General features: G+C 68.5%; 9 protein-coding genes. 2 read left to right on the forward strand and 7 right to left on the reverse strand.

Annotation, left to right across the window (positions count from 1 at the left end; genetic code table 11):
* From BMZ70_RS26525 to BMZ70_RS26555, 7 genes are all read right to left on the reverse strand, one after another.
* Entirely contained in the window at window positions 1-2,916 is a 2,916-nt protein-coding gene (locus tag BMZ70_RS26525) for an O-linked N-acetylglucosamine transferase family protein (RefSeq protein ID WP_092281238.1), read from the reverse strand.
* A 39-nt stretch (window positions 2,917-2,955) separates the two neighbouring features.
* Window positions 2,956-3,918, reverse strand: coding sequence for a glycosyltransferase family A protein (locus tag BMZ70_RS26530; protein WP_092281240.1), 963 nt, complete (start codon window positions 3,916-3,918; stop codon window positions 2,956-2,958).
* An 18-nt stretch (window positions 3,919-3,936) separates the two neighbouring features.
* Window positions 3,937-4,671 (reverse strand): acyltransferase, encoded by a 735-nt coding sequence (locus BMZ70_RS26535; RefSeq protein WP_092281242.1) that lies wholly within the window; start codon window positions 4,669-4,671, stop codon window positions 3,937-3,939.
* A gap of 10 nt (window positions 4,672-4,681) precedes the next feature.
* Window positions 4,682-5,788 (reverse strand): DegT/DnrJ/EryC1/StrS family aminotransferase, encoded by a 1,107-nt coding sequence (locus BMZ70_RS26540; RefSeq protein WP_092281244.1) that lies wholly within the window; start codon window positions 5,786-5,788, stop codon window positions 4,682-4,684.
* A gap of 18 nt (window positions 5,789-5,806) precedes the next feature.
* Complete coding sequence (locus tag BMZ70_RS26545; protein ID WP_092281246.1) at window positions 5,807-6,220, reverse strand: sugar 3,4-ketoisomerase; 414 nt, start codon at window positions 6,218-6,220, stop codon at window positions 5,807-5,809.
* Window positions 6,221-6,239: 19 nt separating this feature from the next.
* Window positions 6,240-9,440 (reverse strand): O-linked N-acetylglucosamine transferase family protein, encoded by a 3,201-nt coding sequence (locus tag BMZ70_RS26550; protein ID WP_092281248.1) that lies wholly within the window; start codon window positions 9,438-9,440, stop codon window positions 6,240-6,242.
* Window positions 9,441-9,572: 132 nt separating this feature from the next.
* The gene (locus BMZ70_RS26555; RefSeq protein ID WP_092281250.1) at window positions 9,573-22,133 is read right to left on the reverse strand and encodes a hypothetical protein; all 12,561 of its coding nucleotides are present in this window, start codon (window positions 22,131-22,133) and stop codon (window positions 9,573-9,575) included.
* A 208-nt stretch (window positions 22,134-22,341) separates the two neighbouring features.
* Between BMZ70_RS26555 and nudC the strand changes: the two genes are divergently transcribed.
* The gene (gene nudC / locus BMZ70_RS26560; protein ID WP_092281252.1) at window positions 22,342-23,160 is read left to right on the forward strand and encodes an NAD(+) diphosphatase; all 819 of its coding nucleotides are present in this window, start codon (window positions 22,342-22,344) and stop codon (window positions 23,158-23,160) included.
* Between the two features lie 62 nt (window positions 23,161-23,222).
* The gene (gene folE, locus BMZ70_RS26565; RefSeq protein ID WP_092281254.1) at window positions 23,223-23,783 is read left to right on the forward strand and encodes a GTP cyclohydrolase I FolE; all 561 of its coding nucleotides are present in this window, start codon (window positions 23,223-23,225) and stop codon (window positions 23,781-23,783) included.
* Window positions 23,784-23,786 lie beyond the last annotated feature (3 nt).

Below are 23,786 nucleotides of genomic sequence, written 5' to 3' on the forward strand. Positions count from 1 at the left end.
CTATTCGAGCAGCAGGTGGTAGCCCTGGCGCAGCGCCTGCTGGATCGCTTCGCGGCGCGCCAGCGCGGCCGTGGCCAGTGCCGCGTGGTGCTGCGTGGCCAGCGTGGCCAGCGCCGCCAGCCGGGTGGCCAGCAATGCCTTGTAGCGTGCGTGGTCGGGCAGGTAGTGCTGGCGCGTGTGGGCCTCGTACAACAGGGTGAGCCGCTCCAGTGCCAGCTCCAGTTCGCTGTCGATGCCGGCTGGCGCGGTCTCGCCGGCCGGCGCGTAGTGCGACAGCGGCGCCGCGATGTAGGCGCAGTCGCGGCCGTTGAGGCTGGCCAGCAGGGTGGCGATGCCGGCCAGGCGGGTGTAGCGCTTGCCCTGGTAGTGGCCGAAGCCGGCGCCGAGGTCGTCGCGCCGCAGCAGCAGCGCGGCCGGCTCGCACAGGGCGCCGCCGGCGCCGTGCTCGTCGCTCAGCAGCAGCGCCGCCAGCGAGGCGCCGCCCAGCGCGGTGTCGCCCGGCAGCAGCGGTGCGCCCGCCAGCGGCGCGCCGTCGGCGTCGCAGGCCTGGCGCCAGCAGGCCACCAGGCCCAGCGCCGGATAGTCGTGGTAGTAGCGCATCATGCGGCTGAGTTTGTCCGCGTCCAGCTGTTCGCCGGGCGGCGCCACCGCAATGTACTGGCCCAGCGCCAGCGCCAGGCTGTGGTCGAGGTTGTCGGCCGGCGCCAGCGCCGGTGCGCGGTGGTAGCGCAGCTGCGGCTGGCGCTTCAGCAGCGGCGCCAGACGGCGCCGGCAGGCGTCGTCGCCGCTGCTGTCGCTGACGATGATTTCGAAGTGGCCATAGTCCTGCGCCAGCGCGCTGCGCACCGTCTGTTCCAGCGCGGCCGCTGCGGCGGCGCCGCTGGCGTGGTTGGCCACCAGCAGGCTGACCAGCGGCAGGCTGGCGTCGCGCTTGCCGCATGGCGCCGGCCCGTGCGCTGCTGCGCCGGTATCGACATCGACATCGGTATCGATACCGGCCTCGGCTGGGCTGCGGCGCGCCACCTGCCAGTACAGCTGCTCCAGTGCGCGCACCTGGGCCGGGGCATCGAACCAGGCCAGCTTGTCGCGCTTGCGCAACAGGCGATTGCGCAGCCGCGCCAGTTCCTTGGGCCGGGTTGCCAGCCGCACCGCGCGGTCTTCGTAGCTGCGCTCGCTGTGCGTGACCAGTTCCGGCAGGCCGGCCGCGTGCAGCAGGCTGCCGGCGCTGCGGCTGGCGTAGCTGCGGCCGGCGCGCGTGAGCACCGGCAGGCCGGCCCACAGCGCGTCGCTGGCGCCGATGGCGCCGCTGCGCGGCGCGGTGTCGAGGTAGAGGTCGGCCAGCTGGCAGCGCGCCTGCATCACGGCCGGCGTGGCCGGCGCGGCAAACACCAGCGCGGCGCTGGCGACGCCGTGGCGCAAGGCGGCCAGCCGCAGGTTGTCGCGCACCGGTTCGCTGTCGGCGCCCAGCCACAGCACGCTGCCGGGGCTGCGCTGCAGGATGCGCATCCAGCTGCCGAACTGCTGCGGGGTGATCTGGTGCTGCGGGTGGAAGCAGCAAAACACCATGCCCTCGGGCGGCAGGCCGCAGGCGGCGCGCGTCAGGACGATGGCGGCCTCGGCCGGCTGGTCGAGGCGGGCGTTGAACTGGGCGCAGTGCGGCAGGTACAGCGGCTGTTCGGTGAAGTGCGGCGCCAGCGCCGGCGGCAGCACGAAGGCGTCCGCCAGCACGTGGTCGACGGCCGGCATGGCGCTGCTGGCCGGCAGGCCCGGCGCGGCGATCTGCACCGGCGCCGGGCGCAGCGCGACGATGCCGGGACGGCCGGCTTCATCCAGGCCGTGCAGGTCGATCAGGATGTCGATCTCATGCGCGCGCAGCGTTTGCGCCGCCTGCAGGTCGCCCATGCCGGCCAGGTCGATGTGGTGGTCGAGGCCGGCCAGCGCGGCCGGCGCCAGCGCACTGGCGGCGGCAGTGCTGGCCGGCGCATCGGGCGGTGGCGGGCTGGACCAGCTGAAGCCGTAGACTTCGAAGCGCTCGCGGTCGTGCAGGCGATACAGGCCGGCCGCCAGCCGCGCCGCGCCATCGGCGCCGAAGTCGGCGCACAGGTAGCCGAGGCGCAGGCGGTGGTGGGCGTAGCCGTGCGGCCCGGCCAGCGGCGCGGCCGGCGCGGCGGCCTGGTTGATGCTGTGGCGGCGCGCGGCCGCCAGGTGCAGCGCCGGGTCGTCGCTGCTGTCGAGCGCGGTGGCCGGCGAGGCGGCCTCGGCCAGGTCGGCCTCGCGCAGTCCGGGCAGCGGCGCGTACACCGGCCAGGCGCATTGCTGCTGGCGCAGTTGCAGCCACTGGGCGATCACGGCCGGCTGGCGCGGATCGAGCAGCAGGCTGCGCGCCAGCGCTTCCTCCGCTTCGCCGTACAGGCGGCGCGCGGCGGCCAGGCGGCCAAGGTGATTGAGCGCCTGTAGCTGCTGCGGCCGGCTGGCCGGCAGTTCCGGATCGATTTGCGCCAGCGCCGCGCGCCACGTGGCCAGCGCCGCTTCCGGCTGTTGCAGGCGTTCCTGCAAAGCGCCCAGCGCCAGGCGGGCGTCGAGGAAATCGGGCTTGATGGCCAGCGCCGCGCGCAGCGACGGTTCGGCTTCGCGCTGGTCGCCGTTCTGCATTTGCAGCACCGCCAGGTTGTACCAGCCGGCGTACAGCAGCGGGGTGTCGGTGCAGCGCAGCCACAGGTGGTACAGCTCGGCGGCGCGGGCGGCGTCGCCGGCCTGGCCCAGCAGTCCGGCCAGACCGAACAGTTCGACGATCGGCAGTTCGCCCTGCCGCGCCAGCGCGAACGCCAGCGAACTGGCGCGCGCCAGCTCGTTGGCGGCCAGGGCGCGGTTCAGTTCCTGCAGGGGCGATGGTTCGCTGGGGACGCTGTGGCTCATGGGTATATTGTGGGCGCATTTCGCGCCCGGCACAACCGCCTAGAACAGGCCGTGGGCGGCAACGAAATCATGCCAGGCGGCCAGGAACGGCGCGTCGGCGCCCGGTGCGCCGGCCATCAGGGCCGGCAGCACCGCGCGGATCGCCGCCGTGTCGGCCTCGTCGCGGTAGTGCCACAGCACATTGCTGCCCACCGCGTTGAAGCAGTACTGCGCCTGTTCCTCATTGATCAGGCCGCGCCGCAGGCCGATCAGCGCCAAGCCGAGGTAGCTCATGATGGCGCACTTCATGGCGCCCGAGGTGCTGACGGCCGAGTTCTGGTTGGCGCTCTGGCGGAAGAAGCCCAGATGCTCGTTGATGAAGCACAGCGGATGGGCATGCGCGCCGCAGATGAAGGCGCCCAGATCCTCCAGTCCGCTGATGGCGATGCCGTCCACCTCGCGCTTGACGATCACCTCGGCCACGTCGGCCCGCATCACGGTGTTGGACACCTCGCCCAGCCAGTTGGCGGCGCGGCCGACGGTGCTGACGAACAGCGCGTTGGCGTCCAGCGAAATCAGGCGCTGCGGATGGTTGTCCACCGCTTCCGGCAGGTTCAGGCTGTGGCGCACCGGCTGGCCGGTCTCGTTGGCGTACCAGCGGCGGCTGATGGTGGAGCTGAAATGGCCCGACATATGGGCCTGGCGGTGGCGCGCGTAGAAGTGCGGGTAGATGATGTCGTCGTCGCACAGGATGTGCAGCAGCTCGGTCTGGCCGTCCCAGGCCTGGATGCAGTGCGCCCAGTTGGCGTGGGCGCCACGGCGCGGGCCGACGATGGTGCTGACGTTCAAATGCGCGATCACCGACTTGACCGGCTCCGATTCGAGGATGGCGATGAAGCTCTGGTCCGGGCTGTCGTCGGAGAAAATGATGCGTTCGGGCGCTTCGGTCTGCTGTGCCAGCGCGGCCAGCAGTTCCATCAGGTACTTGGGTTTATACGCGGGGATGACCGTGGTAATTTTCATCGGGGCAGTGCCATAGGGTTAAGGGGTGTCCCAGCCGGCCACCACGTCGGCCGGATAGCCGCGGTGGAAGTGGCGGGTCCACGGATAGGCCGGCTGGTCGCTGCCGTCCTTGAGGCGGATCTTGCTGGCGTCGCACAGGTAGCGCGCCGGGTTGCCGGCCACCACGGTGTGCGGTTCGACGTCGCGGTGCACCTTGCTGTGGGCCGCCACCAGCGCCCGTTCGCCGACGGTCACGCCGGGCAGGATCACCGACATGGCGGCAATCGCCGCGTAGTCGCCGATGGTGGCGCCGAGCAGCAGATTGCTGGGCGGATGCGGGTCGTTGGTCAGCACCACGTAGGGCAGCAGCCAGACGAAATTGCCGACCCTGGAGGCCTTGCCGATGAACACGTTCGACTGGCAGCGCACATAGTCGCCGATCTCGCAGTCGCCCTGGATATCGTTCATGGTGCCGATCTGGAACGCCACGCCGGCCACGGTTTTCTCGCGCACCACCACCCGGTGGCCGGTGACCAGCTTGTCGCCGAAGCGCGAGCCTTCATAAAACACCGAGTGCGAGCGGATGCGCGCGCCGGCGCCGATCACCAGCGGCAGGCCGTCGGCCAGCGGGGTCGGGTAGCCGATTTCGCAATAGCCGTCGATCGCCGCGTTGTCGCCGATCTCGACGTTGTCATGGATGATGGTGAACGGGCCGACGCTGACGTTGGCGCCCAGCCGCGCGTGCGGCGAGACGATGGCGCTGGGATGGATCATGATGACTGCCTCAGGCGCCGCAGAACTGGCGCACCGCCGCCGCCACTTGCAGCGCGTCGGCGTCGCTCATGGTCGGCCCCATCGGCAGGCTCAGCACTTCGCGGTGGATGGCTTCGGCCAGCGGGAAGGCGCCTTGTTGGTAGCCCAGGCCGGCGTACGCCGGTTGCAGGTGCGGCGGCACCGGGTAGTGCACGATGGTGCCGATGCCCTGCTCGGCCAGCGCCTTGGCCAGCTCGTCGCGGCGGGCGTGGCGGATCACATACACGTGCCAGACCGGCTCGGCCCAGGCCGGCACCAGCGGCAGCGCCAGGCCCGGCACGCCGGCCAGCTCGCGCGTGTAAATGGCGGCGATGGCGCGGCGGCGGGCGTTGTCGGCGTCCAGCTTGGGCAGCTTGACGTTCAGCACCGCCGATTGCACCTCGTCCAGGCGCGAGTTATAGCCCGGCACCTCGTTGTAGTACTTGACCTTGGAACCGTAGTTGCGCAGCGTGCGGATGCGTTCGGCCAGCGCGGCGTCGTTGGTGGTGACGGCGCCGCCGTCGCCCAGCGCGCCCAGGTTCTTGCCCGGGTAGAAGCTGAACGCGGCAGCGTCGCCCAGCTGGCCGGCCACGCCGCCACGGTAGCGCGCGCCGTGCGCCTGGGCCGCATCCTCGATCAGCTTGAGGCCGTGCCTGGCGGCCAGCGCCTTGAGCGGGTCCATGTCGGCGGTCTGGCCGTACAGGTGCACCACCAGGATGGCCTTGGTGCGCGCCGTGATCGCTGCTTCGACGCGGGCCGGATCGATGTTGAAGCTGTCCGGCGCCGGTTCCACCGGGATCGGCGTGGCGCCGCAGTCGCTGACCGCCAGCCAGGTGGCGATGAAGGTATTGGACGGCACGATCACCTCGTCGCCGGGGCCGATGCCGTAGGCTTTGAGGATCATGAAGATGGCATCCAGGCCGTTGGCCACGCCGATCGCGTGCTGGCTGTTGCAGTAGGCGGCGAAGTTGGCCTCGAAGGCGGCGGTTTCCGCGCCCAGGATGTACCAGCCGGAGTGCAGCACGCGCTTGAAGGCGGCCTCCAGCTCGTCGGCTTGCGACAGGTTGATGGCTTTCAGGTCGAGGAAGGGGACGCTCATGGGGACTCGCTAAAGTGGTTATTTTCGATGCTGGTGGGCGGCGGCCACGAACTCGTCGTAGTCGTGGTAGTAGTCGCCCGGATCGTACTTGGTCGAGGCCAGCACCAGGCACACGCCGCCGGAGGAGAAGTTTTCGACCTCGCGCCACATCATGCCCGGCACGTACAGGCCGTAGTAGGAACGGTTGAGCTGGAATTTCTTGCGCTGGTAGCCGTCGTCGACGATCACGTCAAAGCTGCCCGACATGGCGATGAACAGCTGCTGCAGCTCGATGTGGCCGTGGCCGGCGCGCGAGGAGCCGCCCGGCACGTCGTACAGGTAGTAGACGCGGGCAATGTCGAACGGCACGTGCACGCCGCCCTCGATCACCGACAGGTTGCCGCGCGGGTCGTGGTGCTTGGGCAGGTCAATCAAGCGGCATTGGTCCATCATGATGCGCACACTCCTCGGATTAGGCGGCCACGGCCGTCACGATGTATTGCCACGGCAGCGCATCCTCGACCGCCACCACCGGATCGACGCCGCTGGCGCCGGCCATCAGGCGGATCGCCGGCAGGTATTTTTCGCGCGCCGGTTCGTCGGTGATGCGGGCGCTGCCGCCGCTGATCTGGAAGCCGGCCTGCTGCAGCAATTCCAGCACGGCGCCGCGGGTGAACACGCGCTTGCGCGCCTTGTCGAGCGCGCCGCCGTAGCGCAGGTCGCCCACGTTCAGGCGCGCCTGGATGCTCCAGTGCTGGAAGTTGTGGATGGTGAGCACCAGCTTGCCGCCGGGCGCGATGCTGGTGCGGATCTTGCGCAGCAGCGACCACGGATCGTCCATCTGTTCCAGCGCCTCGTCCAGCACCCAGCAGTCGGCCCCGCGCACGTGGTCCCACAGGTCCGGGGCGCCGTGCTCGATGTCGGCGTTGAACACGAAGTCGCAGTGGGCGCGGGCGGCCTGGGCCGGCGCCGGCGCGGCCTCGATGCCGGTGTAGTTGACGATCGCGTTGCGCGCCTTGTAGGCCTTGGCGAACGCGCCGTCGCGGCAGTGCACCTCGACGATCTTGCGCGCCTCCAGCGGCACGAATTGCAGCAGGTCGGTGTTGACGGTGCTGGTGGCGCTGGGCAGGTCGTAGTGGTAGCCGCCGGTGCGGATCACCGTGCCCTGCCAGTCGTGCTTGATGTAATTGCGTTTCGGCGGCTTGGGCGCGAAATCTTCCTTCACCCAGTCGAGGCTGTCGATCAGCTCATGCTGGCCGGCCTGGTGGATGGCCAGCATGGCGGCGATCAGCGGCGCGCCATGCTTGATCGGCATCGGCCACTGGCGCACCACCTCGATATTGGTCAGCATGCAGGCCGGGTGCAGGTAGCGCACATGGCCGTCGGCGCGGTCGTAGCCGGCCTCGTTGACCGGCTGGATGCTGCCGACCCCGTACATGCCCGGACGCAGCGCGCTGTGCAGCGACTCCAGGAAGCCGCCCTTGATGATCTCGACGTCGGAATCGAGGAACAGCACCTCGCCCGACAGCCCCAGGTGGTTGATCGCCCATGCCAGGCCGGGGCCGTGGTGGATGTTGTAGCCGAACGGGATGAACTCGACGTTGTCGTGGCGGTCGGTGATGGCGCGGATCTGCTCGGCCACGTCCGGATTGGAACCGTCGATCACGTACACGCGGTTGCTGTAGAACTGGCGGAAGGTGCGCAGCAGCGCCTCGATCAGGTCGGGCGAATTGTAGGACACCGTGACCACCGGGATCTGGTCGATGCGCACCGGCTCGGCCGGCACTTGTTCCGACGGATGCACCGCATGCGCCGGCGCGGCCAGGCGCGGCGCGGCCGGCTTGGCCACTTGCTGCAGCACGGTTTCCAGGTTGCGCACGAAGCGCGGGCTGTCGAACAGGGCGCAGGTCAGGCGGTTGGCCACCAGCTGGCGCTTCATGGCGGCAATGCGGTGCGGCTCGTTGGCCAGTGCCACAGCTTTTTCTTCGTAGTCGGCGAAGTTGTAGGTGATCAGCTGCGGCAGGTCGACCGCGCGCAGCAGGCTGCCGGCCATGCGCGAGGAGAAGGTCTGGCCGGCGCAGGTCAGCAGCGGCAGGCCGGCCCACAAGGCATCGCTGGCGGTGGTGCCGGCGTTGAACGGGTAGGTGTCGAGGAACAGGTCGGCCAGCTGGTAGCGCGCCAGGTATTCGGCCGGCACGGCGCGGGTGTTGAAGATCAGGCGCTTGCGGTCGATGCCGGCCTGCTCGGCGTGGCGCCACAGGTTTTCGCGCACTTCCGGATAGTCGGCCACCAGCCACAGCACGCTGTTGGGCACGCGGCGCAGGATGTTCATCCAGACTTCAAACAGCTCCGGCGTGAACTTGAAGTTGTTGTTGAACGAGCAGAACACGAAGGCGTCTTCCGGCAGGTTGACGCTGGCGCGGCTGGGCTTGGGCGCGATGGCGCGCTGGCGGTCGTTGATCTGGAAGCAGTCCGGCAGGTACAGCGGCTTCTCGGTGAAGTGCTCGGCCATGTCCGGGGTGATCAGGAACTCGTCGGCCAGCACATAGTCGATGCCGGGCAGCGCGGTGCTGCCCGGGAAGCCGAGATAGGTCAGCTGCACCGGCGCCGGACGGTAGGCCAGGATGTTGGGGCGCGCGCCCAGGGTCAGGCCGTGCAGGTCGACCAGGATGTCGATTTCGTGGGCGCGGATGGTGCGCGCCGCCTGCTCGTCGCTCATGGCGTCGATGCGGATGTAGTGGTCCATCGCCTTGACCACGCGGGCGCGGATCGGCGACCCGTCCTCGCGGCTCCAGCTGAAGGCATAGACTTCGAATTTATTGCGGTCGTGCAGCTCGTACAGCTCGGCGGTCAGGATCGACACCGCGTGCGAGCAAAAGTCCGACGACAGGTAGCCGATGCGCAGGCGCTGGTGGCCGTAGCCGTGGGCGCCGGTCAGCGGCGCCACGGCGGCGTTGACCTTTTCGTTGACGAAGCGGCGCGCGGCGGCCAGCTGCTGGGCCGGGTCGGCCGAGGCGCTCAACATGGCCAGCGCCGAGGTGCCTTCCATCATGGTGGCCAGCGAAATGTGTTCGAGGCCGCTGTACACCGGCCACTCGCACTGCTTCTGGCGCAGGTGCACCCAGTGCGTCATGACATGGGCCTGCTGCGGATCGACGCGCAGGCTGCGCGCCAGCATGGCTTCGGCTTCCGGGTAGCGCTTGCGGATTTCCAGCAGGCGGCCCAGGTTGTTCAGGGTCTGCACGTGCAGCGTCGGGTTGGTCTTGATGTCGGGCTGGATCTCGGGGCCGAGGATGCTCTCCCACATGGCCAGCGCCTCGTCCGGGCGGCCGCCGCGTTCGAGCAGGGTGCCGAGGTTCAGGCGGGCTTCGACGAAATGCGGATTGAGCGCGATGGCCTGGCGCAGCACTTGCTCGGCGCCGGCGTCGTCGCCCGATTGCGACAGCACCACGGCCAGGTTGAAGCAGGCCGCGTAGGCCAGCGGCGTCGGCGTGTGGGCAATCCACGCGCGGTACAGGGCGATGGCGGCAGGCAACTGGCCCGACTGCTGGAGCACGCCGGCGGCGCTGAACAGGTCGCCGATGCTCAGGGCGCCCTGCACGGCCAGCGCCATGACAGTGCCCAGCGGGCTGTTATCGACGGGGGAGGTTGCTGCAGGTGCTTGTACGGTCATAGCCAGGATGGGGAGTGCACAAAGATAAGCCCTATCATACCTTCTGTCGCTGGGTACGGGGCAACTTTTGGCTCTGGAGCAAGACCGTAAATCGCCCGCTGCTCATTCGATGGGCAGCGGGCGGGGCGGGGTTCAGCGCTTGGGCACGCTGAACCAGCTGTTGCTGTGCTGCTCGACGGCGGCTTTGGCGTCGATCGGCGCGGCATGGTCGGTCAAGCCCTGGGCGGCGTGGTATTGCCGCAGGGCGTCGCCGAGTCCGCTTGCAGCAAGCAGCTCCGGCCGTGGCGCCGGCGCCGCACCGGCGGCGGCCGTCGCATAGCCGGAAAGCGCATTGCTCAGGCTGCTGACCTGTTGCTGCAGGGGCGCTGCTGCGGCTGGCGTGTCGGCGCGGAACCAGACGTCGGCGCTCTGGTGGTGGCTGCCGTCGGTGCGGGTGTAGTCCGACACCAGGCCGACCAGGTTGCCGTTCTGCTGCCACTGGCTGCCGCTGGCCCCGGTGCTGATCGTGGCGATCTGCAGCTGCGCCAGGGTGTGCAGCTCGCCGTCCTGGCTGACGCCGTCCGAGTTGCTGTCGACCCACACGCGCAGCGCGCTGTAGGCGCGGTCGGCGCTGCTGATCTGGCCGTCGCCGTTGCTGTCCAGCGCCTGCAGCGCGGTGTAGCCGTCGGCCGCCGTGCTGCCGTCGGCCAGGCGCGTGGCGCTGCCGAACAGCTCGCTGCCGTCGTTGATGACGCCGTCGCCGTTGCGGTCCAGGGCCAGCAGGCCGTCGTGCTGGTCGACCCAGCCGGTGGCCACCGCCTGGCCGGCGCCCCGGATGTCGAAGCGCACGCCGGCGTCCTTGCCCAGCGTTTGCACGCCGTTGCCGTCCAGGTCGAGGATCAGCGGCGTGGCGTAATTGGTCGACGCGCCGTTGAAGGCCATCGTCTGGGTGACCGACATCACTGCCACCTGGGCCACGCTGAAGGCGTTGGCCTGGGCCAGGCTCAGCGCGCTGAGGCCGGCCACCGCCAGCGCCGGGGTCTGGTCGGTGGTGAACGCTTGCAGCTGGGCGTCGGTGAAGACGATCAGCTGGCTGGTCTTCAGGCCCGCCACCTGGGCCGTGCTCAGGCCGGCAATCTGGTCGGTCGACAGGTAGCCGATCTGGGCGTTGGTCAGCGCGCCCAGCTGGCTGGTGCTCCAGGCGCCCAGCTGGCTGGTGCTGAAGCCGTAGATCTGGGTCGCGTCGAGCGCGCCGATCTGCGAGTTTTTCAGCGCCGCCATCTGGGTGGTGCTGAAGTAGCCCGCCTGCGGCGTGGTCAGCGCGGTCAGCTGGGTGATCGACAGGGTCTGGATTTGCGCCGTGGTCAGCGCCTGCAACTGGCTGGCGCCGAGCACGCCCATCTGGTCGACGGTCAGCGCGGTGATCTGGCTCAGCTTGATCGAGGCGATCTGGTCGGTCGTCAGCGCCTGCACCTGGGTGTTGGACAGGGCCGCCAGCTGGGTGGTGTTCAGGTAGCCGATCTGGGTGGTGCGCAGGGCGGCGATCTGGCTGGTGCTGAAGGCGAAGAGCTGGTCGGCCGTCATCGCGCCGAGCTGGGCGCTGGTCAGCGCCTGCACCTGGCTGGTGTTCAGGCCCGGCAGCTGGCTCACGTCCATGCTCGACAGCGGCAGCGTGCCCAGCGCCGCCACGGCGGCCGTGGTCAGCACGTCGATTTGCGCGGTCGACAGGCCCAGCACGGCGTTCACGCTCAGGGCCGCCGCTTGCTGGGTACTGAGCGCCTGCAATTGGTCGCTAGTGAAGACGCTGATCTGGGTGCCGTCGATGGCGTTGATCTGCGCGGTTTTCAGGCCGCGGACCTGCGCCGTGGTCAGCGCCACGGTCTGGTCGGTGCTGAGGCCGATGAACTGGCCGGCGCTCAGCGCGGCCATGTCTTGCGTATCGATGGCGGCAATTTGCGCCGTGCTCAGGGTGGCCAGCTGGTCGGCCGTCAGCACCGCCATTTGCGCGGTGTTCAGGCCGGTCATCTGGGCCACGTTCAGGGCCGCGATCTGGTCGGTGCTCAGGCCGCTGGCCTGGATGGTGCTCAGCCCGGCGATCTGGGCCGTGCGCAGCGCCTGGATCTGGTCGCTGGTCAGGGCGTTCAGCTGGTCGATGCTGAAGCCGTAGGCCAGCTGCTGCGTGCCCAGCGCGGTGATCTGGGCGGTGTCCAGCGCCGCCACTTGCGCGGTGCCGAGGCCGTTGAGCAGCTGGCTGGTGCCGAAGGCCAGCAGCTGGGTGGTGCTGAGGGCGTTCAGCTGGTCGCTGCCGAGCGCGCCGACTTGCGCCGCTTGCAGGGCGGCGATCTGGCGTGTCGCCAGCGCGTTCAGGTCCACCGTTTCCAGCGCCGCCACCTGGTCCACGGTCAGGGCCGCGATTTGCTGGGTGCCGAGGGTGGACGCTTGCGCCGTGCCCAGCGCCACAATCTGGTCGGTGAGCAGGGCCTGGATCTGCAGCGTGGTCAGGGTGGCGGTTTGCGCCGTGCGCAGCGCGCCGATCTGGTCGCTGGTCAGGGCCACGATGTTGGTCACGCCGACGCCGTAGGCCAGCTGGCTGGTGGTCAGCGCGCTGATGTGGGTGCCGTCCAGCGCGGCCAGCTGGTCGGTGGTCAGGCCGTTGCTGAGCTGGCTGGTGGTCAGGGCCGCCAGTTCGGTGGTGGTCAGGCTGTTCAGCTGGTCGCTGCCAAGGACGCCGATCTGGTCGCTGTTCAGCGCCACCATCTGGCGCGTGGTGAACGAGGACAGGTCAGCCGTTTCCAGCGCCACCACCTGGTCGGTGGTGAGCGAGGTCACTTGCTGGGTGCTCAGCGTGGCGGCCTGCTGGGTGCTCAGGGCAACAATCTGGTCGGTGGTCAGCGCCTGCACCTGGGCGGTGGCCAGGCTGGCCGCTTGCGCGGTGCGCAGCGATGCGACCTGGTCCGTCGTGAGGGCGCTGATGGCGTCGCTGCTGATGCCGTACACCAGCTGGCTGGTGGTCAGCGCGTTCAGTTGCGCGGTGGCCAGCGCCGCCAGCTGGTCGGTGTTGAGGCCGCTGAGCAGCTGGCTGGTGGTCAGGGCCGCCAGTTCGGTGGTGGTCAGGCTGTTCAGCTGGTCGCTGCCGAGCACATTGATCTGGTCGCTGGTCAGGGCCACCATCTGGCGCGTGGTGAACGACGCCAGGTCGGCCGTCGCCAGCGCCACCACCTGGTCGGTGGTCAGCGCCGCCACCTGCCGCGTGGCCAGCGTGGCCGCTTGCAGTGTGGTCAGGGCGACGATCTGGTCGGTGTTCAGGCCGGCGCTGAGCTGGTCGGTGCTCAGGGTGCTGAGCTGGGCGGTCGACAGGCTGGCGACCTGGTCGGTCAACAGCGCCTGCAACTGGTCGGTATTGAACAGGTTGAGCTGGCTGGTGGTCAGCGCCGCCAGGTCGCGCGTTTCCAGCGCGGCCACCTGGTCGGTGTTGAGGCCGGCCAGTTGCACGCTGCCCAGGGCGCGCACTTGCTGCGTCGCCAGGGCCACGATCTGGTCGGTGATCAGGGCGCTGAACTGGTCCGACGTCAAGGCGCGGATGGCGTTGGTGCTGAGGACGCCAAACTGGTCGGTGGTCAGCGCTGCCAGCTGGTCGGTGTTCAGCGACACCGTCTGGGCCGTGGTCATGGCGCTGATTTGCGCCGTGCGCAGCTGCGCCAGCTGGGTGGTGGTCAGGGCCGCCAGCACGGCAGTGCTGAGGGCGGTGAAGGCGCTGGTCGACAGCGCGTTGAGCTGGTCGCTGGTCAGGGCCGCGAACTGGTCGCTGTTGAAGGCGGCCAGCTGGGCGCTGCGCAGGGCCAGGAAGTCTTCGGTGGCCAGCGCGCCGATCTGGTCGGCGCTGAGGGCGGCGATTTGTGCCGAACTCAGGGTCACCACCTGGGCCGTGGTCAGCGCCACGATCTGGTCGGTTTGCAAGGCGGCCACCTGGTCGCTGCCGAGGGCGGCAAACTGTGCCGTGGTCAGCACGCTGACCAGGTCGGTGGTCAGCGCCGAGACGTTGGCGGCGCCGATGGCGGCGATCTGCGCGGTGCGCAGCACCACGAAGTCGGCCGTCTCCAGCGCGTCGAGCTGGTCGCTGCTGAGGGCGGCGATTTGCGCGGTGCTCAGGCCGACGGCCTGGTCGCTGCTCAGGGCCACCATCTGGTCGGTGGTGATGGCGCCGAACTGCGCCGCGTTGAGCGCGCCGATCTGGTTGCTCGACAGGGTGGCGAAGTTGTCGGTGCTGATGGCGGCAATCTGGTCGCTGCTCAGGGCGCCCAGCTGGCGGGTGCCGAGGTTGTCCACCTGGGTCAGCGTCAGTGCGGCGATCTGGTCGGTGGTCAGCGACGCTGCTTGCGCCGAGCTCAGGGCATCGATCTGGCCGGTGCCGAGGTTTTGCAATTGGTCCAGCGTCAGCGATACCAGCTGGCTGGTGCCCAGGGTGCTGATCTGCAGCGTGGTCAGCGCCGCCAGGTCGGCGGTTTCCAGCGCCTGGAACTGGGTGGTCGACAGCGCGGCCAGCTGGGCCGTGGCCAGCGCGGCGGCTTGCGCCGTGGTCAGCCCGCTGACGTGGGCCAGGTCGAGCTGGCTGATTTGCTGCGTGGTCAGCGCCGCGATCTGGCCGCTGCTCAGCACGGCCAGGTCTTCCAGTTCCAGCGCGGCCAGCTGGTCCGAGGTGAGCACGGCAAGCTGGGCGCTGGCCAGCAGGCTGGCCTGGCTGGTGCTGAGGGCAATGATCTGATCGCTGCCGAGGGCGCGGAACTGCGCGCTGGTCAGGGCGTTGAGCTGGGCGCTGCCCAGGCCTTGCACCTGGTCGAACAGCAGTGCGTTGAGCTGGGTGCCGCTCAAGGTTTGCAGCTGGGCCGATTTCAGCACGGCCAGGTCGGCCGTTTCCAGCGCCTGGATTTGCAGCGTGGTCAGGGCCGCCAGCTGGTTGCTGGTCAGCGCTTGCACTTGCCCGGTGGTCAGGGCGGCAATGCGGTCCGCCGCCAGCGCCTGGATCTGGTTGGTGCTGAGGATGGACACTTGCAGGGTTTTCAGCGCGGCCAGGTCTTCCAGCTCAATCACGCCCAGCTGGGTGGTGCTGAGGGCGGCCACCTGCGCCGTGCCGAGCACCGCGTACTGCTGGCTGCTCAGGCCGATGATCTGGTCGGTGTTCAGCGCCTGGATTTGCGCGCTGCCGAACGCGTTCAGCTGGGTGCCGGACAGGGCCAGCAGCTGGGTATAGGACAGCACCGCGATCTGGTCGCTATTGAGCACGCTGACTTGCGCGGTTTTCAGCGCCACCATGTCGGCGTCCGGCAGTGCTTGCACCTGGGCCGTGCCGAGTGCCATCACTTGCGAGGTCAGCAGACTGCCGAATTGCTGGCTGGTCAGGGCGGCGATCTGGTCGGTGCTGAGCTGCGCCACCTGGGCCGTGCCGAGGCTGGTGATCTGCGCGGTCTTCATGGCCGCCAGGTCGTCCAGTTCCAGCGCGTGCAGCTGGTCGCTGCTCAACACGGCGACGCCGGCATTGCTGAGGGCGCCGATCTGGCGGGTGGTCAGGGCGATGATCTGGTCCGTGTTCAGCTGCGCCACCTGGGCGGTGGTCAGGCCGGCGATCTGGGCCGTGGTGAGGGCCTGGATCTGGTCGGTGCTGAGGTTGCTCAAGGAGCCCAGCGCGGCCAGCTGGGCGGCGCTCAGGGCGGCAAAATCTTCGGTGCCCAGCACCGCCACCTGGTCCGAACTCAAGGCGGACAGCTGGCTGGTGCTCAGGGCCGCCACCTGGTTGCTGGTCAGGGCAAACACCTGGTCGGTACTCAGCAGCGTGACCTGCGCGGTGCGCAGCGCCTGCACCTGGGCCGATTTCAGCGCCGCCATGTCATTGGTACTGAGCGCGGCCAGCTGGCCGTTGCCGAGGCTGGTGATCTGGGCCGTGGCCAGGGTGCTGACCTGTTGCGTGCTCAAGGCGGCGATCTGCGTCGTCAGCAGCGCCTGGAACTGGGTGGTGGTCAGCGTCGAGAGCTGGGCCGTGTTCATCGCTTGCAGCTGGGCGGTGGTGATGGCTTCCAGCTGGTCGCTATTGAGCGCGATGGTGTGCCAGGTGCGCAGGGCGGCCAGGTCCTGGGTTTCCAGCGCCTGGATTTGCGCCGTGCCCAGCGAGGCCACGTGCTGGGTGGCCAGCCACGACATTTGCAGCGTGCTCAGGCCGGCGATCTGGCTGCTGTCGAGCTGCACGATCTGGCTGGTGCGCAGGCTGTTCAGCTGCGAGGTCTTCAGCGCCGCCAGGGCTTGCGTTTCCAGCGCTGCCAGCTGTGACGAGGTCATGGCCTGCAGCAGGTTGGCCGACAGATTGCTCGCTTGCAGCGTGCTGAGGGCGGCGATGTGGGCGCCGTCCACCGTCATGAACAGGCTGATGCCCAGGGCGTTGAGTTGTGCCGTGCCGAGCGCCTGGAACTGCTCGCTGCGCAGGGCGTTCAGTTGGTCGCTGCCGAGCGCGGCCACTTGCGCCGTTTTCAGCGCCACGATGTCGGCCGTGTCGAACGCTTGCAGCTGGTCGCTGCCGAAGGCCTGCAATTGCGCGTTGCTGAGATTGCTGATCTGCAGCGTGCTCAGGGCGGCCGCCTGTGCGGTGCTGAGGCCGGCGAGCTGGCTGGTGCCCAGTGCGGCGATCTGCGCCGTGCGCAGCGCGCGCAAGTCCTGGCTTTCCAGCGCATTGAGCTGGCCGGTGCCGAGCGCGGCCAGTTGCTGGGCGCTCAGGTTGCTCACCTGCAGCGTGCTCAGGGCCGCGATCTGGGCATCGTCCAGCGCTGCGATCTGGCTGGTTTTCAGTGCGGCGATCTGCTGGGTTTTCAGCACGGCCAGGGTGTCGGTGCCGAGGGCGACCAGCTGGTCGCTGCTCAGTTGCTGGATCTGGCTGGTGCCGAGGTTGCTCGCTTGCGCCGTGCTCAACAGGGCGACCTGGGCGGTGGCCAGGGCTTGCAGTTGCGCGCTGCTGAGGGCGTTCAACTGGGCGCTGCTCAGGGCGCCGACCTGGTCGCTGGTCAGGGCATTCAAGTCATCGCTGCCGAGGCCGGCCATCTGGGCCGTGCCGAGCGCAACCAGGTCGCGGGTTTCCAGCGCCACGATCTGCGCGCTGGTCAGCGCGGCCAGCTGGCGCGTGCTCAGGCTGGCCACTTGCTGCGTGCCCAGCGCCACGATTTGCGCATTGTTCAGCAACTGGATCTGGGCGGTGGACAGCGCTGCCAGCTGCGCGGTTTTCAATGCCGCGATATCGGCCGTTTCCAGCGCCTGCAACTGGTCGCTGGTCAGCGCCGCCACATGGCTGGTGCTGAGGTTGGCCGCTTGCAGCGTGCTCAGGGCGGCGATCTGGGCGGTCTCCAGCGCGCGCAGCTGGTTGCTGCTGAGCGCGGCGACTTGCGCCGTGCCCAGCGATTGCAGCTGGGCGGTGGTCAGGGTGGCCAGCAGGCTGGTGCCGAGGCCGCTCATTTGCTGCGTGGTCAGCGCGCCGAGGTCGCGCGTTTCGAGGGCAACGATCTGGTCGCTGGTGAACGCGTTCAGCTGGCGGCTGCCGAGCGCGGCCACTTGCTGCGATTGCAGCGCGACGATCTGGCTGGTGCTCAGTTGCGCTACCTGGTCGGTACCGAGGGCGGCGACCTGCGCGGTTTTCAGCGCGGCCAGGTCGGCGGTTTCAAGTGCCTGGATCTGGTCGCTGGTCAGCACCGCAATTTGCGCCGTGCCCAGGGTCGACGCTTGCAGCGTGCTCAGGGCGGCGATTTGCGCGGTACCGAGCGCCTGCAACTGGCCGCTGTTGAGGGCGGCGGTTTGCTGGGTTTTCAGGGCGGCCAGTTGGCCCAGGTCGAGCGCGGCGATGGCGGCGGTGGTCAGGGCGCTGATCTGGGCCGAGGTCAGCGCGGCCAGGTCTTGCGTTTCCAGGGCGTTCAGCTGGTCGGTCGACAGCGCCGCCAGCTGGCGGGTCGACAGCGCGGCCGCTTGCTGCGAGCTCAGCGCCACGATTTGCGCCGTGGTGACAGCGGCGACCTGGCTGCTGCTCAGGGCGTTGAGCTGGCTGGTTTTCAGCGCGGCCCAGTCGGCGGTGGTCAGCGCCGCCACCTGGCTGGTCAGCAAGTAGCCGATCTGGGCGGTGGTCAGGGCGCCGGTTTGCGCCGTGGTCAGCGCGGCCAGCTGGGCGCTGCTGAGGACCTGGATCTGGTCCGAGTTCAGCTGCGAAATTTGGGTGGTGTTCAGCGCCGCCACCTGGGCCGGCGACAGCGTGGCAATGCCCTTGGTGCCCAGGCCCAGCAGCTGGCTGGTCTTGAGCGCGGCAAAGTCCTGGGTTTCCATCGCGGCCAGCTGCTCGGTGGACAGCGCGTTCAGTTGCGCCAGCGTCAGCGCGCCGGCCTGGGCGGTGGTGAGGGCGACGATCAGGCTGGTGTTCAGCGCGCCGATCTGGTCCGAGGTCAGGGCCACCAGCTGGCTGGTTTTCAGCGCCGCAAAGTCGCGGCTTTCCAGCGCGTTCACCTGGTCGGTGGACAGCGCGGCCAGGTTGGCCGTGCCCATCGCCACCAGGTGCGCGGTGCTCAGCGCCACGATCTGGTCGGTGGTCAGGGCGGCGGCCTGGCTGGTGCCCAGCGCGGCCAGCACGGTGGTGGTCAGGGTGGCGATTTGCGCGGTGGTCAGGGCGGCAATGGCGCTGGTGGCCAGCGCGCCCACGTGTTTCGATTGCAGCGCGGCCAGGTCGGCGCTGGACATGGTGACCAGCTGCGCGCCGCTCAAGGCGGCCAGCTGTTGCGAGCCGAGCGCGGCCACTTGCTGCGATCCCAATGCAGCAGCCTGGTCGGTCGTGAGCGCGGCGATTTGGGCGCTGCCGAGGGCGGCGATCTGGCTGGTTTTCAGCGCGGCCAGGTCTTGCGTCTCCAGCGCGGCCAGCTGGTCGGTCGACAGCGCGCTGATCTGGCGCGTGGTCAGCGCCGCGCTTTGGGCGCTGCCCAGCGCGACGATCTGATCGGTGCCGAGGGCGGCGATTTGCGCGGTGGCCAGCGTGGCCAGCACGGTGGTGGTCAAGGCCGATACTTGCGCCGTGGTCAGTGCGGCAATGGCGTTGCTGCCCAGGGCCAGCGCCTGTTGCGTGCGCAGCGCGGCCAGGTCTTGCGTTTCCATCGCGGCCAGCTGCGCCGTGCTCAGGTTGGCGATTTGTGCCGTACCCAGTGCGGCCACCTGCTGCGAGCGCAGGGCAACGATGTGGTCGGTGTCGAGGGCGGCGATCTGGTTGCTGTTCAGGGCGGCGACCTGGGTCGTGCTCAAGGCGGCCAGATCTTGCGTTTGCAGGGCGTTGACCTGGTCGGTGGCCAGCGCGTTGAGCTGGCGCGTGGTCAGGGCCATGCTTTGCAGCGTGGTCAGCGCCACGATCTGGTCCGTGCTCAGCAGCACGATCTGGCTGCTGGTGAAGGCGCTCAACACCGTGGTGCTGAGGGAGGCGACTTGCGCCGTGCTGAGGGCGGCAATGGTGTTGCCGTTCAGGGCGATCACCTGCTGCGATTGCAGCGCGGCCAGTGCCGAGGCTTGCATCGCCAGGATCTGGTCGGTCGACAGCGCGGCCACCTGGCGGGTGGTGAGCGCGGCCACTTGCTGCGAGCTCAGGACGCCGATCTGATCGGTGCCCAGCGCCGCCAGCTGGGCGGTGCTGAAGGCGGCGATCTGCGCGGTGCGCAGGGCGGCCAGGTCGACCGTTTCCAGCGCCGCCACCTGGGCGGTTCGCAGGCCGGCGATTTGCTGGGTGGTCAGTGCGGCGGCCTGGGCGGTGGTCAGGCTGATGATCTGGTTGTCGTCGAGCGCGCCCAGCTGCCTGGTCGTGAGCGCGGCGATTTGCGCGCTGGCCAGGGCCGCCACCTGGGCGGTGCCGAGGGCGGCGATGCTGGCGGTGCCGAGGCCGCCCAGCTGGCTGCTGCGCAGCGCGGCCAGGTCTTGCGTTTCCAGGGCGTTGAGCTGGTCGGTGGACAGCGCCGCCAGTTGCTGCGCGTCCAGCGCATTGGCTTGCGCCGTGCCGAGGGCGACGATCTGGCCGTTGCTCAGGGCCGCCACGGCGGCTGTGTCGAGCGCGGCGATCTGCTGCGATTTCAGGCTGGCCAGGGTGTCGGTGCTCAGGGCCTGCGCCTGCGACGCCGACAGGGCGGCAATGTGCTGGGTGCCGAGGCCGGCCGCTTGCGCGCTGCTGAGGACGGCGATCTGGTCGCTGCCCAGGGCGGCTTGCTGCGCCGTTTGCAAGGCGCGGATCTGTGCCGAACCGAGTGCGGCAACCTGGCTGGTGCTCAGCGCGGCGATGCCGGCGGTGCTGATCGCGGCCACTTGCTGGGTGCGCAGCGCGGCCAGGTCCTGGGTTTCCACGGCGGCCAGTTGCGCCGTGCTCAGGGCGGCAATCTGCTGCGTGCCGAGGCCGGCCGCTTGCGCCGTGCTCAGGGCGGCGATCTGGTCGGTATCGAGGGCGCCCAGCTGGGCGGTGCTGAGTGCCGCCAGTTGCGCGGTGCGCATCGCGGCGATATCGGCGGTTTCCATCGCGGCCAGCTGGCTGTTGCTCAGGGCTTGCACCTGGCCGCTGGTCAGCGCGGCGACCTGCGCCGTGCTGAGGGCGATGATCTGGTCGGTGTTCAGCGCGCGCACCTGGGCGCTCGGCAAGGCGGCGATTTGCGCGGTGCTCAGCGCGGCCAGCTGGCTGGTGCTCAATACGGCGGTGGTGGCGGTGCCGAGCGCCGCCAGTTGCTGGCTGCGGAAGGCGGCAAAGTCCTGGGTCTCCATCGCGGCCAGCTGGGCGGCCGACATCTGGCTCAGTTGCAGCGTGGTCAGCGCCACCACTTGCTGGGTGCCCAGCGCAACGATCTGGTCGGTGCTGAGGGTGACGAACTGGCGCGTGGTGAGGGCGGCGATTTGCTGCGTGCCCAGGCCGGCGATCTGGTCGGTGCCCAGCGCGGCAATCTGCGCCGTGGTCAGGGCGCTGATCTGGGCGGTCTTGAGGGCGCGCAGGTCGCGGGTTTCCATTGCGGCGACTTGGGCGCTGCCCAGGCTGGCGATTTGCTGCGTGGTCAGGGAGGCCGCTTGCGCCGTGCCCAGGTTGGCGATCTGGTCGCTGTTCAGGGACGACAGCTGGTTGCTGCCGAGGGCGGCGATTTGCGCGGTGCTCAGCGCGGCGACCTGGTCGCTGGACAGCACCGCGATGCTGGCGCTGCCGAGGCCGTTGATCTGGCTGGTTTTCAGCGCGGCCAGGTCTTGCGTTTCCAGTGCAGCGACCTGGTCGCTGTTCAGCGCGGCCAATTGCTGCGAGCTCAGGGCGGCCGCTTGCGCGGTTTTCAGCGCGACGATCTGGTCGCTGGTCAGCGCGGCAACCTGGGCCGTGGTGAGGGCAGCGATGTGCTGGGTTTTGAGTGCGGCCAGATCCTGCGTTTCCAGCGCCGCGATTTGCGCCGTGCTCATGGCGGCAATGTGCGCGGTCGCCAGGCCGGCGGCCTGGGCCGTGGTGAGGGCGGCGATCTGGTCGCTGCCGAGGGCGTTCAGCTGGGCGCTGCTCAGAGCGTTCAGCTGGGCCACCTTCATCGTGGCGAGGTCGGCCGTCTCGATGGCGGCCAGCTGGCTGTTGCCCAGCGCTTGCACTTGCAGGCTGGTCAGCGCGGCAGCCTGGGCCGCGGTCAGCGCGATAATCTGGTCGCTGCCGAGGCTGCGCAGCTGGGCGCTGTTCAGGCTGGCGATCTGGGCGGTCGTCATGGAGGCGACCTGGTCGGTGCCCAGCGCAGCGGTGGCGCTGGTGCTGAGTGCGCCCAGCTGCTGGCTGCGCAGCGCCACCAGGTCCTGGGTTTCCATCGCGGCCAGCTGGGTGGCCGACATCTGGCTCAGTTGCAGCGTGCTCAGGGCTTGCGCTTGCGCCGTTTCCAGCGCAATGATCTGGTCGCTGGTGAGCGAGGCAAACTGGGCAGTGCTGAGGGCGGTGATTTGCCGCGTCTTCAGGGTCGACAGGCCGCTGGTGCCGATGGCCGCCAGTTGCGCCGTGCTCAGAGCGTTGATCTGTGCCGTGCTCAGGCTGGCCGTCTGCCAGGTGCCCAGCGCGGCCAGGTGGTCGGTGCTGAGGGCGTTCAGCTGGCTGATCGCCAGCGCATTCAACTGCCTGGTGCTCAGTGCGGCAAAGTCTTCGGTGTCAATGGCGGCCACTTGCGCCGTGGTCAGCGCGGCGACCTGGCTGGTTTGCAGCGCCACGAACTGGTCGGAGTGCAGCGCCACGATCTGGCTGCTGTTGAGCGCGCGCAGCAGGGTGGTGCCGATGGCGGCCACTTGTGCGCTGCGCAGGGCGGCGATGTCTTCGGTTTCAATCAGGGCGAACTGGCTGGCCGTCAGGGCATTCAGTTGCGCAGTGGTCAGGGCGGCGAATTGATCGCTCATGAGGCCGGCGGTCAGCTGGGCGGTCGTCAGGTTGCTCAACTGGGCGCTGGTCAGCGCCTGGATTTGCTGCGTGCTGAAACCATAGCCGAGCTGGCTGGTGGTGAGCGTCTGCAAGTTCTGCACGGACAGCGCGCGCAGTTGCTTGGTGGTGAAGTAGCCCAGTTGTTCCGTGCTCCATGCCGTCATCTGGTAAGTCGACAGCGATGCGATATCCGCAGTCGTCAAGAAGACGATCTGATTACTCTGCAGACTGGCGATGAGTTCGGTGGTGAAACTGGGTATTGATGATGGCATGTGAATATTCTCCTGACGGAAATATATAGTACCGCCAAACGAGCTTATCCAGAGAGAAAAGCCCTAAAAATCCCTTAAATCTTGGTCTGAAAACAATGACTTAGCGTTGATTCCACCTTTACTTTTTATCGGCATTTTTGCGCGGAAAATAAGCAATCAGGAAACACTGTAAGATATTGATCCGCGCTCATCCTTTATTTCTCCGGCCATGCTGCAAACTCCCGCCACATTTACCCCCTTGATCCGCCCGCACCAGCATGACGAAACGCTCACATTTGTGTTCCATCGTGGCGAGTTGCTTTTGCACAACACGAGTTTGAGCTTGCCGGCTGCGGCCGAGCTGACCGGGCTGAAACTGGCGGCTGAGCGCATCCACCCGCTCGGGCTGTGGGAGGGGCGCTACTACCAGGCCGCGTGGCTGGACGAGGCGGTGCTGCCGGGGGCGGAATTCGGCTACCACGGCCTGCGCTCGCTGTTCGGTGTGCTGGACGATGCCTTCCTCGGGCTGGCCGGCCGCGCCTACCAGCTGGCCGAATGGTCGCGTACCCATCGCTTTTGCGGCGCGTGCGCCACGCCGCTGGCGTTGCTCGAAGGCGAGCGTTGCTACAAATGCCCGAACTGCGGCCACAGCGCCTATCCGCGCATCTCGCCGGCCATGATGGTGCTGGTGCGCAAGGGCGATCAGGTCTTGCTGGCCATGCACACCAACTCGCCGTACAAGCGCTACACGGCGCTGGCGGGTTTCCTCGAAGCGGGCGAATCGGTGGAGGAAGCCATCCACCGCGAAGTGTTCGAGGAAGTCGGCTTGCGGGTGCATAACCTGCAGTACTTCGGCAGCCAGTCGTGGCCGTTCCCGCATTCGTTGATGATTGCCTACACCGCCGACTACCTGGACGGCGAGATCCGCGTCGATCCGGGCGAAATTGCCGATGCGCGCTGGTTCGGCGTGGACGATGAATGGCCGGAACTGCCGGTCAAGGTATCGATCGCCGCCAGGCTGATCGACGCCCACCGGCCTAAGCGGTAGGGGCGCAGGGTCCGCGCAGGTCCTATATACTGTCGGGCAAATTTAAACAAAGGTGTTTCATCATGTCTCAAGAATTTACGGAAAACGACTGGCGCCGCCTGATCGCCAGCATCGGCGAAAATCCGGACCGCCCTGGCCTGCTGGAAACCCCGGCCCGCGTGGCCAAGGCGTGGAAGCACTGGACCTCGGGCTACGACCAGGATCCGGTCACCCTGCTGAAAGCGTTTGAAGACGGCGCCGAGCAGTACAACGAATTCATCGTGGTGCGCAACATCCCGGTGTACAGCCACTGCGAGCATCACCTGGCGCCGTTCTTCGGCAAAGCCACCATCGGCTACATCCCGAACGGCAAGATCGTCGGCCTGTCCAAGCTGACCCGCCTGGTGGATTGCTTCGCCAAGCGTCTGCAAGTGCAGGAACGCATGACCATGCAAATCGCCAACGCGCTGATGGAAGTGCTGGAACCGAAGGCCGTGGGCGTGGTGGTGAAATGCCGCCACCTGTGCATGGAAAGCCGTGGCATCCGCACGCCGGGCGAAGAGACCGTCACCTCGGCCATGCTGGGCGAACTGCAGCCCAACCTGGCGATGCGCACCGAATTCCTGGCGCTGGCCCGGGACTGATCC

It is taken from the genome of Duganella sp. CF402, from assembly GCF_900109645.1.
GTDB lineage: Bacteria > Pseudomonadota > Gammaproteobacteria > Burkholderiales > Burkholderiaceae_D > Rugamonas.